Here is a 14,932-nt window from a genome sequence, read left to right as displayed (position 1 = left end):
ACGCCATGGAGTATCAGGGTCCGGATTGGGCCGAAAAGGATCATTGCTGGGCCTCAAAACCGTGATCTTTCATCCTATGCAGCACGTCCATAGCGTGCTTGGCTTGGAAATCCGACGGGATCCTGCGCGGCATCGACGCGCATATCTGCAAGATCTGCAGGTCCTTGGGTGACAGCTTCCGTTCCACCTTCCCCCAGTCCATCAACTTGGCCCAGAACTCGGCCCCCAGGTTGACCACTTCGGTCTGGGCGTTGATGCCTTCGGTCAACGCCTTCTTGGCCTTCGCGTCCCGCACCGCGGTTCGCACGGTCTCCACCAGCGTCAGGCAGCTGGCGAAGTCGTCATCGTAGTTGAGCTGCCTGCCCTTCAGGCCGTTCCAGCACGCCTGCTGCTTTGCCCACTCGGACATATTCCGGACCCCGGCCGGTGGGTGCGTGATGACATCGTTGGCCTCTGCCGCGGCGACGAGCAGCGCACGCGACAGGGCGTCTGAGACTGCCTGACGCCGCCAGATGGCGTCGACGTCCAGCACCTGCTTGTCGCTGGTTGCGTCATGAAAGACTTTCGCCATGGCGTAGGTCACGATGTTCGCGCGATAGCCGCCTTCGTACCAAGGCTGTTTCGGCACCTCGGTTTCCAGCTTCTTGAAAATAATGGCCTTCGCGATCATCCGCCGATACCAGAGTTCATCATATCGCGCATCGCTCTTGGCCCAGGCCTCACCGATCTCCTTGGCGAATTCCGCAAAATTCTTCTGTGCGCCTTTCGAAACCAAGTCAGGATGGCCTGCAGCCGAATACTCGAATTTCGCGAGGTCGGTCTTGCTGAAGAGCTGCGCCTTGGGGAACTCGAGGTCAAACTTCTTCTGCTGGGCAGGCGTCAGACGCCCACGCGCGTTGATGAACTGACCTCGGGATCTCTCATAGAACCACTTGCTATCATGGCGCTCACCTTCGCGGGCCGTGAAGATCACGCTGCGCGAGAATTGTTCGATCCGGATATGGAACGGATGGTTCGAGAAGAAATCCGCCGCGTTCACCTTGTTCTGGGTGTTCGCGAACTCGGAAATCTTCGGCACGATCTCCTCTGACCGGTCGGGCGGCACCACGGTCAGCTTCATCTGGACAAAAACCTGCGGAAGCTGCTCGCGGGCGTTCTTCAGCCCTGTGTGGATAGAACCCGTCGTCTGGGCACCGTTCACGATCTGCAGATTGCTGATCGAGGCGATTGCAAGACCGTCATCCGTGCGGACGCAGGTCACGTCGTCAGCAGTCGCGGATAGCCCGTTGTTGTAGGGAAAGAACAGCTCCGGCTCTTCCTTGATCGTCTTCTGGATGCCCTTGTTGGTCTTGGCGCGCGCCTGAAGGAACGAGCGCACATTCGCCTCGAGAAGCCGGGCGCCCCAGCGGTCGTAGATCGAAGCCAACTGTTCGCCCGGCACGATCAGGAGGTAACTTTCCAGCGCAGCGTCCGTCTGTGATGCCTTCAGCGCCGGCAATGGCCCGCCGAAGTCCCCGGCGAAGTCGATCACCATGTCCTCGCGCGCCTGACCGGACCGGTCGAAACGCTCGAAGCGCGCAAGGTCCCAGACCGACCATGTGACCGGAACGTCATCGAGCTCCTGCAGCTTCACCGCATCGTCACGCCCGATGTACTGGCGGTTCGATACGAGGATCAGCTTGACCTTGGTGACCTGCGACCACGTCGTGATGATCAGGTCCGAGACCTGAAAAGCGGGGCTGACTTCGTTCAGTGCATCACGGAAATCTTCCGTCCGGGCCTTTTTCAGAAAACGGATCAAGGGGTTCAGAATGGGCGGCACATCGCCCTTTCCGAAGGTCTGGATATCTTCACTGTCCACAAAGTCGCAGACGATCAGGCCCAACACGCCCCCGCTATCGCGCGGGTCGCCTGCATATCCGTCTATCCTAAGCCTCCGCCCGCCCTCGCCGCTCTGGTAGTAGGAACGATCCGCAACCTCGAGTTCGCCCGCTTCCGTCAGGCGCTCGGTCATCCGATCAAAGAAGGCCTCGACCGGGAAGATACCGCTGGCGTCGGCTTCGCGGCGGATGTCGGCCATCAGGTTCTGATGGTATTCCTGAAGCTCGCTCATGCTTGCCCACCTTCGGTCAAGCCGACGCACACATCATCCCAAGCCTTGAGAAAAGGCGAACACGCCGAAAGCGCCAGCGCATAAGTCACGCCGGACACGCCGAGCGGGACCGGTGCAGCGATCCGCGGAAAATCGTCTGTGACCGCGAAAAACTCGGGCGCGGAAACGATCCAGCGCCATGCCGAATAGTCATGCAGGGCATCATAGCCGACATCCGTGAGATGCAGGTCCCAATCCATCGCCGACGATGGCTCGATACGCTCCAGTAGCTCCGTGACCGAGTCGACATGCTCGGTCAGGGTCAGCCCATGCGGCGGCTGCACCTTGTCGACGGCCAGCACCGCCAGCCAGATACGGCGATCAGGCACATCGGCCAGCTGATGCTCGCTGGTGATCTTGACGAAAGGCTGGGACGCGCCGCGACGGGCCTTGACCTCGATGCAATCCGCCTTGAGTTCGAAGTCCTTGGGCGCGCCGGATGGTCCCATCCATGCGGACAGGGCGGGCTTCGGCCCAAGCTCGGCGATCAGAAGCTTCAGGACTTCTATTTCGCCGATCAGGCCCTTCTGGGCCTCCTCGGACAGCACTTCCAGCTTGCCACCGCGCAGAAGGTAGTGCCACCGGAAGGTGCGCCCGATGGCGCGCTCGAGGGCCTCGGCTTCGGTCTCGGCCAGTTCCCCTGCCGCCATCACGTCGCGGCAGAGCGTCTCGAACAGCTCCATCTGGGCGTTGTCCTTCAGCCGTATATAGAGGATCGGGCCGCCGGGCAGCGTCTGGAAACGGATTTCAAGGTTCTTGAGCTTGGGGAGGTCCGGGACGGGGCGCGGCAGATCACTGAGCTGCAGAACCAGCGTCGCATCCGCCCGCGGCATGACGGCCCAAAACCAGTTCCATCGAGCCGCGGCATCCACCCGCCTCGTATCGACCTTTCCTGCCTCGAGGCCGGACCAGGGCGTGTCATTCGGGATCACCAAGCGCCTCCTCCTCGATCTCTTCCTCGCCAAACATCTCGCGCATGCGGATGGTGTTCACGACGTACTCGACCGTGCCGCCACCGATCCTGCTGGACGGGAACGAAAGACCCCACACAAGCACCCCTTCCGGCATGTCGGGATCGGCCAGCTTTGGCTTGACGAGACGGAGGATCAGCAACGGGCGGCGACCGGGAACTTGGCGGTAGATCCTCGGGTTGACGGTCTTGGGAAGTTTCTGATCTGGCCGGGAAAGGCGGAATGCTTCACGCGCATCGGCAATCTGCGTCGCTGTCAGGCCTTCGGTCTCGTCCTCGGCAGAGCCAATCCGACGGCTGGAACCGCTGAAGGCAAGAACACCGCCCTTTGCGAGGTCCAGATCAACGGAAAGCTCGTAGGGCACGATATCGAGCCCCGCAAAGGCTATGGGGTCCATGTCCTTGCGGGTAGAGCTGGCGATGAAGACATCCCATTTTGCAAGCTCATCATCCGTTCGAGCGTCAATGTAATCGTTGATCAACTTGGGATCGGTAAGCGGGTTCACCGGCCGGAGACCCGGTTCTGTCCGGTACTTGCGAAGGAAATCCCTGATCGATTCAACGCCGACCCCGGAGAGCAAGTAGCCCCTCGGCCGTTCGGAGCGAGGTATTACCATACTGGCGGCGACAGACAGGAGTTCCTCGCCCGCGCGCAGGTTCGCATCAAGCTGCGCGTGGTCGAGAACGATCCGCGTGGTCTCGATCAGGTTCTCGGCCAGCCCGACCTTGACCGGCAACTCCTTGCCCGTCCCCATCTTGTTGCGCGCCGTCACGATCAGCGCCTCGGGGTGGCTGCGCACGGCGAGACCGAATTGCGCGGGCGTTGCCTTGGCAAGTTCCATCCGCTTCAGCTGGGTCTGCAGGTCGTCCATGGCCTCGTGGATATGGGCATACCAGCCGACGCCATCCGCAGGCATCCAGACGCGGCACAGGTCCTCGTATCCCGGGCGGTAGCCAAACCAGCGGCCCATCTGCATCAGTGTGTCGTACATCATGGAATTGCGCAGGAAGTAGCTGACCGTCAACCCTTCGAGGGTCAGCCCCCGTGACAGCGAGAAGCCACCGACAGCGATCACCGTGATCCCGTGTTCCCCTACATGGTCATAGTCCAGCGCCTGGGCGCGCTTGGAGGCGTTGACCTCGACCACGCGGGCCGCCACCAGAACCTCGTGTAATCGCGCCTGCACCGATGGCCAGTCGCCCCCCTCCGCGTCGGCAAATTCCCGTTTCCATGTCGCGTGCAGCGCCGCGATCTCGGGGTTCCGCAGCGCAAACGGACCCTTTCCGGCGTCGACGGCCACAGCGTCACGGATACGCGCCACCACATCGGCGATCCGTGACCGCAAGCGCCCCTGCACATCGGTGAACCGCGAGGCATTGACCAGCATCGACGCATGACCGGCCTGCTGCCCGCGCGCATTCCGGATCGCTCGGGCCACGATGAAGGCGCGCACCGCCTCGACCAGACTACCTTGCAGCACATCGACCGGATGGTCGATCTTGTGCTTCATCGGCAGCACGTCCTCGTTGTCGTCGATCAGCCGGATGTGCTGGTCGCGCGCGTCGAGGAAAATCTTCTGCGCCCCGAAATAGTTCGACGGCGCATCCAGCCCGATGATGAAATCCCGCGGGAACAGGTCCTGTTTCAGCGCCTCGTCATCGGTGTCGGGATCGATGAAGATGTTTGCGAAAGGCGTTGCGGTATAGCCGACATAGCAGCTGCGATGAAACAACGACAGCAGCTCGCGGATCTGGCTGTTGATCCGCGTCACCTCGTCCCGCTGATAGGCCGTGTTGATCGAGGCGTTGTCGGCCTCGTCATCGATCAGCAGCATCGGCTGGCTGACCATCTGCGTGCTCTGGTGAACGGAATGTTCCTTCAGCCATTCCAGCAGGTTCTTCAACGTGCTGGAGTTCTTCTTGATCACCAGCACCACCGGCACGTTGATCTGGCTGAGCTGCGCGGTGAAGGTCGTGGCCGTCGCCTTGTTGAAATCGCGCAGAGTGTTGGTCAGCGATACGGGAAATTCGCGCTGATCGAATTGTCCGACGCCGATGATCTTCTGCCGCTGCGCCTTGTTGGCATGAGCCAGCCGCCCGGTATCCCGTCCGATGAAGCCTTCGTCGATCCGCGCCTGGGTCTGGTTACGCAGGTTGTTGTGGATGCCCGCGATCACCACGATCAGCCGGTAGCCCGCATCCGCCGCCTTGCAGATCAGGCCGGCATAGTTCGCGGTCTTGCCGCTCTGGACATGCCCGACGACCATGCCCCGGCGGCTCCAGGGGCTCAGGTTGTTCGGATTGCCCAGGCGGTCCAGCACCCTGTCCGTGACTTCGTCCGTGCCGTCGATCACCGACTTGGGAAGCCCCTTCAGGCCCAGAAGCTTGCGATACCGCCCCCAGTAGAAATCCCCGACCTCGCCATTGATCCGCGCGTCATGAAGCCAGGGTTTGAAATCCTCGGCATCCACAATGGCGCCGAGGCCCATGCTGATGCCGTATTTCTCCTCGATCAGGCGCGCCAGTTCCTCGGCGTCCTCATCCCCGATCTTGCCCGCGAACATCGGGGTTTCGCGCAGTTGGGCGACGATGTCCCGAATGGACTGTGCAGTATGAGGCCCCGCCTGGGACGCCATGTACATGGACGTCATGCCCTCGAGACTGCTGAGAAGCGGGGTCATTGCTGCTCCTTTTCTTCAAGCGTCGTCGCGATGATGCGCTGCGTATCGTCCCAGGCAGACCGAAACGGATCAACGTCCTTCATCAAGGCCATGATTTCCTTGATATCCTTTCGCGCACCCATCAGAACGGAGAGGGTCGCCTGAACGGCCTGTGCAAGGGTGTCCTCATCCACTCGATCAGGCACGATCTCTTCGGCCGTCCCGGCCATGTCGGCGTGAAGCGTCTCGATCGGCAGGGACGCACCGACCAGAGCGATGCAATTGAAGAACCCGCGGCGCAGGTCTGGCGGCAGGCTTTCGGCAAAGCCCGCAAAGGCCGGATGCTCGACGTTCGGCCGGTAACGGATCTGCCCCTCGGCCTGGATGCGATTCCACATGGGCAGACGCTCGTGATCGACCAGCTTCTGACCGCGCTTGCGATAGGTGCGCTTCGATCCATCTTGGATCCGTTCGATGACTTTCTTGAGTCTGTCCCTGACGATTGGCGGCAACTGCGCGGAGGATTTCTTGACGTCGATCTTCCAGTCAGCATCCATGCTGTTGGGGATGTCGACCCTGACCCGCGACAGCTTCGTCAATTCCGACTGGCGGCACAGGCCGAACCAGGTCCCGTACAGGATCAGCCTCTTGCCGCGATAAAGATAGAAGCCTTGCGACTTCAGGTGCCCCTCCGGCCCGGCAATGTCTTCCCAGTCCGTCTTGCTCATCTGCTTGTGGTGCGGAAGGGTGAAGCTCTGGATTTCGACATCACCCCGGATCAGCGAAAGCCGCTCCTCGGGGTCGGGAATGGTCGCAGGGTTCTTTCGGGCAAATGGATCGAGAGGCGGAAGCACCCGACCGTTCAGCAAAATCGAAAGCGGTTTTGCATCCTCCATGAAGCGGTGGAAGACGAGGCGCAGATGCCGTTCCGTTTCGGCAATGCGCTGATTGATAACCTCGGCCCGCTTTGCGGCGTTATGGGCATACCCGCCTGACAAACGATCAAGCTTTTCCCAAAGAACAAGGGTACCGGTTTCACCCAGATTTTCGACCTCGGGAATTCGGGAGACGTCATCGGGAAGCTGCACCGCCCACTCGTTCCGCTCCGCGACATCGTCCAGATCCCAGACCGCTGCCGATGTCCTGCCATCCCTCCGCGACACGACTGTCAGCCGACGGCATTGCGAAAAACTTGCGCTCTTCATGCCAAGACCGAAACGGCCAAGGTCGGGTTCATCCCGTGATGCCAACGGGTTGCGGCTCCCCGGACGCATGGCCGCAATCAATTCTTCTTCCGTCATCCCGCCACCATCATCGATGATGGCGATATGGGGCTCGTCCGCGAAAGTCTCGGTCACGATCCGGACGCGCCGCGCTCCCGCAGTTATCGAATTGTCGATGACATCGGAAATTGCGGTCTCGAGGGAATAGCCGATATCCCTCAAACCCTCGATCAATGAGGCTGCATGCGGAGTTGCATCGGCGCGACGTGTCGAAACAACTTCCTGCATGCTATCCTTCGTTCATCCAAACTTCTAAACAACTTTGGCGGCATGAGCTCGATATTGCAAGGATTTCAGAGCTGTAGTTTGCCCTTGTTTGTCAGCGCAGCATGGACAAGATCCGCGATCTGCCGTGCCAGGAACGGCGGCACGGCGTTCCCCACCTGCACGTATTGCTGTGTCCGGTTGCCGAGGAACAGATAGTCGTCAGGGAAGGTCTGCAGGCGCGCAGCCTCCCGCACAGTCAGGCTGCGGCACTGGATGGGGTCCGGATGGATGAAGTAGTGACCATCCTTCGAGATGTGGCTCGTAACGGTCCTGGAGGCCTCGCCTGCCAGCTGAACCCGGAACCGGTCGTTGAACTTCCCGCTGTCCCAGTTCTTGTGGTCCGGGCTGATGAGATACGGGAAGTCGGCGGCCTTCGGGCTGTAACCATGCACGTCACCGAACACGGCCGCGAAGAGGTAGCGGCCAAGGTCTGGTGCCATGTGTCCCCGCGTCTCGTGCTGCGCCAGCCCGCGCATCCCGGGCTTTTCCAGCCACTGCAGCAGAGCGTCGTTGGCGGTGCCATACCCCTCGGGCAATCGTGACGCCGAGCGGACGGCTGGACCGCCCGACTTCAGCCGTTTCGCGACATCCTTGAAAGCGTTCCGGATCGGTGCATTCGCCTTGCCACGATGCAGATTGGCCAGCAGGTGGGCAGCATCAGTGACAGCCGTCAGCCATGCGTCCGGGTCATCCTGCCCCCGGCTGATTCCGCTGCGCAGCATCGGCATGTTGCCGATCACGTCATCGACCGTCCGGGCAATATCCGACACCGGAATCTCCGCTTCGCTTGCACCCTTGGCAAGGTCCGAGCGGATCCCAATGATGATGACACGGTGTCGGCGCTGCGGCACGCCGAAGCGCTCAGCTCGCACGATGAAGTCTGACGGTTGCACCGCCTCGCGCAGGCTTGCCTTGCCATCTGCGACATGGATCGCGCGCAGTTCGTACTGGTGGCCCTTGCCAGTGCCGAGCGATGCCAGATCCTCCATCAGCATCTCGAACACGAGACGGCTTTCGATGGTCGAGGAGAGCATGCCCTTGACGTTTTCCATAACGAAGGCCGCCGGGCGCAGGCGGTCGAGAACGCTGATGTATTCCCTGAACAGGTAGTGCCGCTCGTCCTCCTCGGGCACATAGCCAACCTTCCCCTTCGACCGGGCGCGGCCGACCAGCGAATAGGCCTGGCAGGGCGGCCCACCGATCAGGATCGTGTCGTCGTAATCCCGACGCAGGTTCGTGATGGCTGCGTCGATGGCCTTGCCCGCTCCCTCGGCCCCCAGTTCAAGGCAGCGCGCCTCTGCCTCGGCCTGTGCCCATGCATGGGCGTCGATCTCGTGCCAGTCCGGTTCATTCGAAAGCCCCGCATGGAAATCGACGAAGGCTTGCGACAGTGTGCCGTGCTGCGCCTCATGTTCCCGCAGAAAGGCCCGCAGCCTGAGCGTCCGATGCGCCGAGGCTTCCTTTTCGACCGAGATGCCGATGTGAAAGGGTGTGTGGTCACCCACCTTCAGGCAGGAGAAACCCTCGCCCAGCCCGCCAGGGCCGGCAAACAGATCGACAATGCCGAATTTGGCTGCCAAGTCGGGGACCTCTCGTCAGGGGACTGATGCCTGTATACCAAGTGAGAGGGACGATGCCAGGAGCAAAATGGTAGATATTGTGAACAAGGAAACTCGATCCCGGATGATGTCCGGAATACGCGGCAAGGACACACGGCCCGAGCTGTTGCTGCGCCGCGCCCTTCATGCGCGCGGGTTCCGCTACCGGCTTCACCCCAAAACCATGAGCGGCCGACCGGATATGGTCCTGCCCAAGTACAGGGTTGCCGTTTTCGTGCATGGATGCTTCTGGCACCGACATGAAGGCTGTCGATTTGCATCGACGCCTGCAACGCGCCCCGAATTCTGGGCGGCGAAGTTCGCGGCCAATATCAGGCGCGATCAGAAAGTCGTGGCAACGTTGTCGGAAGATGGCTGGCGGATCGCGATTGTCTGGGAATGTGCGCTGAAAAAGCATGACGATGTTCATCGCACGGTCGAGTATCTGGTGAATTGGATCCTCGAAGGCGGATCATTCATTGAAATCGACGATAATGATCTGGGTTCCTGAGCTATCTCATCGCACATTTCATAGCTGCTGACCTGCACCGCAAAAAACCTCACGGCGATGCGGCCCGCTGAGCCCGGTCATCGCCTCCGCCTTCATCGTGGAGAGAATGCTGAGCGCCGTGTGGACGCCTAGGCTGCCGGCGATCAGGATCAGCGTGTCGAGCGGCAGAGACAGAGGCATCTCCGCCAAGCCCTGCGGGCCAACAAGTGATCGGCGGGTTTTTGACCGGTCTCCGGGCTGCGCGATGCTGTCGTGCGACTGGATGCCGTAGCGATCGACGGTGGAAAAAAGGTCTGCAGGCCCGGACCGCTGACGCGGCGACGCGCCTTGGCGTCGATTTCCTACGGGAACGGCGAACGGGCCCGCTCCGGCAACTGAAGACTGAACATGTCCGCCTTTCTTTCATGGGATACGTAATCCACGTCTATAAGATAGGCTAATGACGAGACGCGTATGGGGCTGGCACAGTGGTGGCCGCAGACGGGTCCGCCAGTGCGGGTCGAAAGACCATCAGGCGTAGGCGAGGCGAGGTCGCGGGATCAGGTTGCGGGCTGGTTGATGATCAGTGGAGGAGCGGTTTCAACGCGGGCTCCGTCATCCTCCAGGGTGCGCCAAGGCGGGACGGTATCCGGCCTGCCGCTCCACGCCCCACGATCGGCCCGCCCACCCGACGGAACGCCGAACAGACCGGCAATGCGAGGGGTCACCAGAAGGGTCCGCACAAGGGTCAGGCATCGGGCATCCGCTGGTCCGGGACGACCTGACACCGCCCAGCAAAACGGGGCTTGCGTGACAGTCGGGCCCGAGAAAGGATAGGAAAAACAATATGTCATTAGGGCGGAGCAAAGGGGGGTTTCGAAAGGGGGGAAAGGAACCGGTTAGGTTTTTTCACCCCTTCGCCGGATAGTCATAAAGGAGCGGCTCGCCGCGAAATTATGGCTAGTAGGTTTTTCGATATGCCCGTCCTGACCGATGACAAGAAACACGCGAATCCCCGCGCAGGCTCCATCCGGATCGCCGCCGACACCATGTCCGGGTACTCCGGTCAGCGCCGCCACGATCTCCGAGTCGGGACGCTTCCGAAATACGTGGACGAGAAACGTGTCCATCTGAACCGTGTGCTGATCACCCCACCCACCCCCGCTGAGATGCGCGAGATCGCAAAGTCCCGGCGGGCCCGGAGGGACACTCAGCGCGCCATGAAATCCAACGCGGCGATCGCCACGGCGGGCATCATCACCTTCGGCTCGGAGGCCGCCCAGATGTTCGAGGCTCTCTCACAGGAAGACCAGGACGCGGCGTTCCGGGACCTCGCCGAGGCGGTGGCAGCCCATCTCAACACGTCCCTTCACGCGCTGGTCGTGCATCTCGACGAGGCGACGCTCCACGCTCATTGCATGCTTTGCTCTTATGATCATGACGGCGTCCCGTTGTCCCGCGCGACCACGCCCGTGATCCTGTCCCAGTTGCAGGACCTGACTGCCGAGGTCCTGCAGCGTTACTGCCCCGAGATCGAGCGCGGCACCCGTTACGGCGATCGGCTGGCGGCGGGCGCAGATTGGCCGGATGTAATCCACAAATCGGTGAAGCAGCTCCATCGGGAGCTGCCGGCCGATCTCGCCGCTAAACGGGCCGAGCTGGAGGCCCTGGAACAGGTCGGTGCCGAGGCGCAGGACCGGATCGACGGGCTGCGGACCGAGGTGGCCAAACTCGACCAGACGGTCGAGCGTGCGTCGGGTGATGTGGCGCAGCTGGAGGACAAGAAGACCCGGGTGGAGGAGGAGCTGGACGACCTGATCCGGGACCAGGAAGCGGCTGAGGTCGCGCGGGACGCGTCGGAGCGGCTCGCGAAGATCGCTCACAGAGAGCGGAAGGAAAGAAAATCCAGGGCCGCCGCCGCCCGGGCCGAAACCCGGGCGGTCGAGGACCGACTTGCGGGCCTGAAGGCAGCCGAGGCGGAAGCGCGGGACCGGCTCGCGGGTCTGGAAGAGGAGGAAGAGGCAGCCCGCAAGCGCGTGGTCCAGATGCAGGGCTGGGTCGATAAACTGAGCGACAAGGCAAGCCTGACGGACAAGGAGGTGAAGCGACTCGAGACCTACCGCCGCCGCCTGAAGGACCGGGTCTCGATGTTGGAAGCGGCGAGGGACGCGGCGCAGGCGGCCCGCAATGCGGCGACCGCCGAGACCGAGAGGTCCGAGGCGGAGGCGGCGCGGGTCACGGCAGAGGCCGAGGCAAAGGTCGAAGAGGCCGCTACCGAAGTCCGGAACGCCGAAGCCCGCAAGGCCGAGCTTGCGCAGGAGACCGAAGAGCTGACCGTGGACGTGGTCTCCATGACCCGTGTCGTGGCCGACCGGAAGGCAGAGGCCGGGCGTCTGAAAGCGGAAGCCGAGAAGAAGGCGCGCGCCCGCGATGCCGCGGAGGCGGACCGGGTCGAGGCCGAGGACGCTGCCAAGGCAGCCACCGAACTGGCGCGGAATGAGACGGCCCGGGCGGCCGAGTTTGGGCAGCAGATCGAAAAACTGACCGTGGACGCGGTCGTCATGACCCGTATCGTGGCGGACAGGAAGGCCGAGGTTGCGCGCCTGAAGGCGGAAGCCGAGGAGCAGGCCCGCGCCCTCGATGCGGCCGAGGCGAAGCGTATCAGGGCCCAGGACGCTGAAAAGTCTGCCGCTGAGAAGGCCCGGAAAGATGAGGCCCGGGCAGCGAAAACGCGGGACCGGGTCGGCGTGGTGGCCGACGGATTGAGCGCTCTGGTCAAAGAGATCGCCAGAGGCACGATCTCTCGGGACGCGGAAGGCAGGCTGCAGGCGCAGGACATCGACCGCCTTGAGCCTGCTTTTCCGGACATCGCCCCGGCGGTCGAGATGGCGGTGAGCGCCGTCAAGAGCGCCGACGGGCTCCGCCGCAGGGCCCGGCGCCTGAATGATGAGACTTTGAAAACCTGCGAGGCAGCACAGGCCGCGATCAACATCGAGCGGCAAACCCTGGAAAAGGACCTAGCAGCGTTGCGCCAAGATAAGGATCAACTCGCGATGGACCAGGGTCAGCTTGAACGTGACCAGAACGCCACGGAGGCTCAGGCCACGAAGGCCCAGTGGATATTGAGCCGCCTGGAACCCTTGCTCACGCGCTTCGTGAAATGGCTGAAGCTGCCGGGCATGCCGAAATTCATCCGGGATGAGGGTCTCGCACTTCTCGGGGATACGAGGGAAACAATCGCCGACCTGAAGGACGATGGGTTGGATATGTGACTGCGCGTGCGCAACTGGAATCTGACCGCGCAAAGACCCCCTGCCCAGCTGTCGGGGCGGCATGCGGTTCCCCATAGACGCGCAGCCCGCCAGTCGGCGCGATTATTGCGATGCCGTCCGGATCACGCGGATCATCCGGGTCAGGTCCGCTTCGTCGATGTCCGGCGGCACCCGCAGGGTCATGCCCTGGACCACTATCTCGATCCTGCTGGATCTGGTCGTGCAACTGCGCCGGTTCGGGCTGATTGCGGATTGTAATGGGGCACGGTTATGAGACATTTTGCGCTGGTTAGGGCGTTGTTGCACAATTCTTTCTGTAGAGGATTCACAACGCGAATCTATGGGCTTAGGAAGTCTGCATGCCTAAGCCTTCACCCCCCCGCTATCGCACGACCAACTGGTCCAGGTAGCGTCCGAGGACGTGGTGTAATTTCACCTGCGCTGCCGGTGTAGGTCGAGGTGGCCATCGAGGTGTATGATCGAGGTGGAGTTTCGACGCTTCAACCACGAACCACACGGAGACCCCGATGACCAAGACCAACATGGACCTGTCCGAGCTTCTGACCAAGCACGATCAAGGCGATCTATTGCGCAGCATCGCCGAGGCCGTCCTTCAGCTGATGATGGAAGCCGATGTAGATGGCTTGATCGGTGCCGGGCGGCACGAACGGGCCGACGGTCGCACGACGTGGCGCAACGGACACCGCGATCGCACGCTCGACACCAGGCTTGGTACCCTGAACCTGAAGGTGCCGAAGCTGCGTCAGGGCAGCTACTTTCCGGGCTTTCTCGAGGCCCGCAAGACCTCTGAGCAGGCCTTGGTGGCGGTGATACAGGAGGCGTGGATCAGCGGCGTCTCGACCCGCAAGGTTGACGATCTCGTGCAGGCTATGGGGCTGTCGGGCATATCCAAGAGCACCGTCTCGAAGCTTTGCAAGGACATTGACGAACGGGTCGGCGAGTTCCTGAACCGCCCACTGACCGGCGACTGGCCCTATGTCTGGCTCGACGCCACCTATCTCAAGCAGCGCCAGGGCGGGCGGATCGTCAGCGTCGCGGCCATAATCGCTGTCGCCGCCAACACCGAAGGCCGCAGGGAAATCATTGGTCTTGGCATTGGACCCTCGGAAGCCGAGACGTTCTGGACGGACTTTCTGCGATCCTTGCGCGGCCGCGGGCTCGATGGGGTGAAGCTGGTCATCAGCGATGCCCACACCGGCCTCAAGGCCGCCATCACCCGGGTCTTCGAGGCAACGTGGCAGCGCTGCCGCGTCCATTGGATGCGCAACGCGCTCGCCCATGTCTCGAAGGGCCAGCACACGGTCGTGGCCGCTGCGATCCGTCAGGCCTTTGAACAACCGGACCGCAGCCATGCCGCCGAGACATGGCATCGCGTGGCGGATCAGGTTCGACCCCGCTGGCCCAAGCTCGCCGATCTGATGGACGCCAGCGAACATGACGTGCTGGCCTACATGGCCTTTCCCCGCCAGCACCGGACCAAGCTGCACTCGACCAACCCCATCGAACGCCTCAACAAAGAGGTCAAACGCCGCGCCGACGTCGTGGGAATCTTTCCCAATGAAGCCTCGATCATGCGTTTGATCGGTGCGGTCCTGTTCGAGCAGAATGACGAATGGCAGACAGCAAGCCGCTACATGATGGTCGAGGCCTTCGCCCAAATCGACAAGGAGGAGATCGACCCCATCCTCAGCATTGCCACAAAAGCCGCCTGATCATGACCTCAGGCCATCTCGCAATTTACACCACCTTGACGGACGTGACCCTGGTCCAGCTACAATAATGCGCCGCGCCGGCGCGGTTCGCTGCTGATCTGGGTGGACAAGGAGATGACTTGGTATGCGCCTCATGAGGGCAAGCCAGGGCGTCCGCCGGTATTTTCCAATGCGGCCATCCAGTTCTGCCTTTAGATCAAAGTGCTGTTCAAGCTGCCCTTGCGACAGACGGTTGGGATGGTGAGCAGTTTGCTTAAACTTGCGGGGCTGGACTGGCCTGTTCCCGACTTTTCCACCCTATGTCGCAGGCAGAAAACCGTTGCAGTGCAGATCCCATATCGCCGCGCTGACGGCCCGCTCAATCTTCTGGTGGACAGCACCGGGATCAAGTTTCTGGGCGACGGCGAGTGGCAGGCCCGCAAGCAAGGAGTGCAGGGCCGCCGCCAATGGCGCAAGGTTCATCTGGCGATGGACAGAGACTGTGCCGAATTTTGTGCGTGACGCGTT

General features: G+C 62.0%; 10 protein-coding genes and 1 pseudogene. 5 read left to right on the top strand and 6 right to left on the bottom strand.

From position 1 onward, the window contains the following. Positions 1-40 precede the first annotated feature (40 nt). The 5 genes from ACOOEX_RS09485 to ACOOEX_RS09465 form a co-directional block, all read right to left on the bottom strand. Positions 41-2,113 (bottom strand): AIPR family protein, encoded by a 2,073-nt coding sequence (locus tag ACOOEX_RS09485; RefSeq protein WP_420398166.1) that lies wholly within the window; start codon positions 2,111-2,113, stop codon positions 41-43. Further along, entirely contained in the window at positions 2,110-3,084 is a 975-nt protein-coding gene (locus ACOOEX_RS09480; protein ID WP_420398165.1) for a PD-(D/E)XK motif protein, read from the bottom strand. Before ACOOEX_RS09480 ends, ACOOEX_RS09485 begins: the two co-directional genes overlap by 4 nt. After that, positions 3,071-5,803: a Z1 domain-containing protein gene (locus ACOOEX_RS09475; protein WP_420398164.1), complete on the bottom strand. Its 2,733-nt coding sequence runs from the start codon at positions 5,801-5,803 to the stop codon at positions 3,071-3,073. Before ACOOEX_RS09475 ends, ACOOEX_RS09480 begins: the two co-directional genes overlap by 14 nt. After that, on the bottom strand, positions 5,800-7,293 hold the full coding sequence (locus ACOOEX_RS09470; RefSeq protein WP_420398163.1) for an ATP-binding protein: 1,494 nt from the start codon (positions 7,291-7,293) through the stop codon (positions 5,800-5,802). Before ACOOEX_RS09470 ends, ACOOEX_RS09475 begins: the two co-directional genes overlap by 4 nt. A 65-nt stretch (positions 7,294-7,358) precedes the next feature. Then, positions 7,359-8,912: a DNA cytosine methyltransferase gene (locus ACOOEX_RS09465; RefSeq protein ID WP_420398162.1), complete on the bottom strand. Its 1,554-nt coding sequence runs from the start codon at positions 8,910-8,912 to the stop codon at positions 7,359-7,361. A gap of 67 nt (positions 8,913-8,979) precedes the next feature. Between ACOOEX_RS09465 and ACOOEX_RS09460 the strand changes: the two genes are divergently transcribed. Next, positions 8,980-9,441, top strand: coding sequence for a very short patch repair endonuclease (locus tag ACOOEX_RS09460; protein ID WP_420398161.1), 462 nt, complete (start codon positions 8,980-8,982; stop codon positions 9,439-9,441). Positions 9,442-9,459: 18 nt separating this feature from the next. Here the strand turns inward: ACOOEX_RS09460 and ACOOEX_RS09455 are convergent, their stop codons facing one another. Then, the gene (locus tag ACOOEX_RS09455) at positions 9,460-9,621 is read right to left on the bottom strand and encodes a hypothetical protein (RefSeq protein ID WP_420398160.1); all 162 of its coding nucleotides are present in this window, start codon (positions 9,619-9,621) and stop codon (positions 9,460-9,462) included. 776 nt (positions 9,622-10,397) lie between these two features. Here ACOOEX_RS09455 and ACOOEX_RS09450 point away from each other — a divergent pair. From ACOOEX_RS09450 to ACOOEX_RS09435, 4 genes and pseudogenes are all read left to right on the top strand, one after another. Then, positions 10,398-12,692 carry a plasmid recombination protein gene (locus ACOOEX_RS09450; RefSeq protein WP_420398159.1) on the top strand — a complete coding sequence of 765 codons (2,295 nt, stop codon included), beginning with the start codon at positions 10,398-10,400 and terminating at the stop codon, positions 12,690-12,692. A 61-nt stretch (positions 12,693-12,753) separates the two neighbouring features. Continuing rightward, entirely contained in the window at positions 12,754-12,966 is a 213-nt protein-coding gene (locus tag ACOOEX_RS09445; protein ID WP_420398158.1) for a hypothetical protein, read from the top strand. A gap of 253 nt (positions 12,967-13,219) precedes the next feature. Beyond that, on the top strand, positions 13,220-14,425 hold the full coding sequence (locus ACOOEX_RS09440; RefSeq protein WP_420398157.1) for an IS256 family transposase: 1,206 nt from the start codon (positions 13,220-13,222) through the stop codon (positions 14,423-14,425). A gap of 51 nt (positions 14,426-14,476) precedes the next feature. After that, positions 14,477-14,899, top strand: a pseudogene (locus ACOOEX_RS09435) (IS5 family transposase); the annotation flags it as partial. Positions 14,900-14,932 lie beyond the last annotated feature (33 nt).

This window comes from Nioella sp., assembly GCF_965215655.1.
GTDB lineage: Bacteria > Pseudomonadota > Alphaproteobacteria > Rhodobacterales > Rhodobacteraceae > Nioella.
The sequence above is the reverse complement of the archived record's forward strand: the minus strand, read 5'-3'. Positions and strand labels throughout refer to the sequence as shown.

Bases quoted from the DNA above. Each gene is read 5' to 3' on its own strand.
- ACOOEX_RS09455 (WP_420398160.1), bottom strand. From the start codon at position 9,621: ATGCCTCTGTCTCTGCCGCTCGACACGCTGATCCTGATCGCCGGCAGC.
- ACOOEX_RS09475 (WP_420398164.1), bottom strand. From the start codon at position 5,803: ATGACCCCGCTTCTCAGCAGTCTCGAGGGCATGACGTCCATGTACATG.
- ACOOEX_RS09470 (WP_420398163.1), bottom strand. From the start codon at position 7,293: ATGCAGGAAGTTGTTTCGACACGTCGCGCCGATGCAACTCCGCATGCA.
- ACOOEX_RS09485 (WP_420398166.1), bottom strand. From the start codon at position 2,113: ATGAGCGAGCTTCAGGAATACCATCAGAACCTGATGGCCGACATCCGC.
- ACOOEX_RS09460 (WP_420398161.1), top strand. From the start codon at position 8,980: ATGGTAGATATTGTGAACAAGGAAACTCGATCCCGGATGATGTCCGGA.
- ACOOEX_RS09450 (WP_420398159.1), top strand. From the start codon at position 10,398: ATGCCCGTCCTGACCGATGACAAGAAACACGCGAATCCCCGCGCAGGC.
- ACOOEX_RS09445 (WP_420398158.1), top strand. From the start codon at position 12,754: ATGCGGTTCCCCATAGACGCGCAGCCCGCCAGTCGGCGCGATTATTGC.
- ACOOEX_RS09440 (WP_420398157.1), top strand. From the start codon at position 13,220: ATGACCAAGACCAACATGGACCTGTCCGAGCTTCTGACCAAGCACGAT.